This is a genomic window from Mycolicibacterium arseniciresistens (assembly GCF_030519285.1).
Lineage (GTDB): Bacteria > Actinomycetota > Actinomycetes > Mycobacteriales > Mycobacteriaceae > Mycobacterium > Mycobacterium arseniciresistens.
Map to the genome: position 1 here is coordinate 1 of NZ_JAUMSQ010000598.1, position 332 is coordinate 332.

The 332-nt window shown below is 68.7% G+C and carries 1 protein-coding gene; it reads left to right on the forward strand.

Annotated features, from left to right (window positions below):
* Window positions 1-332: condensation domain-containing protein (locus tag Q2100_RS31710; RefSeq protein WP_302917179.1), on the forward strand; the 332-nt coding region annotated here is incomplete at both ends.

Below are 332 nucleotides of genomic sequence, written 5' to 3' on the forward strand. Positions count from 1 at the left end.
TGATCGCGTTCGGGCTGGCGGTGGCGGAGTTCGTGGGCGCCGGTGGTGCGCCGGTCGGCATCGACGTGGAAGGCCACGGCCGTCATGAGGAACTCGCCGCGGACGTGGACCTCTCGCGCACGGTGGGCTGGTTCACCGCGAAATACCCGGTGGCACTCGACGTCGGCGAATTGTCCTGGGCACGAGTGGTCGCCGGTGATGCGGGGTTGGGTGCGGCGGTCAAGGCCGCCAAGGAACAGCTTCGCGCCCTGCCCGATCCGTTGACCTACGGTCTGCTGCGCTACCTGAATCCCGACGTGGACCTGCCGGAGTCCGACCCGTCGATCGGCTTC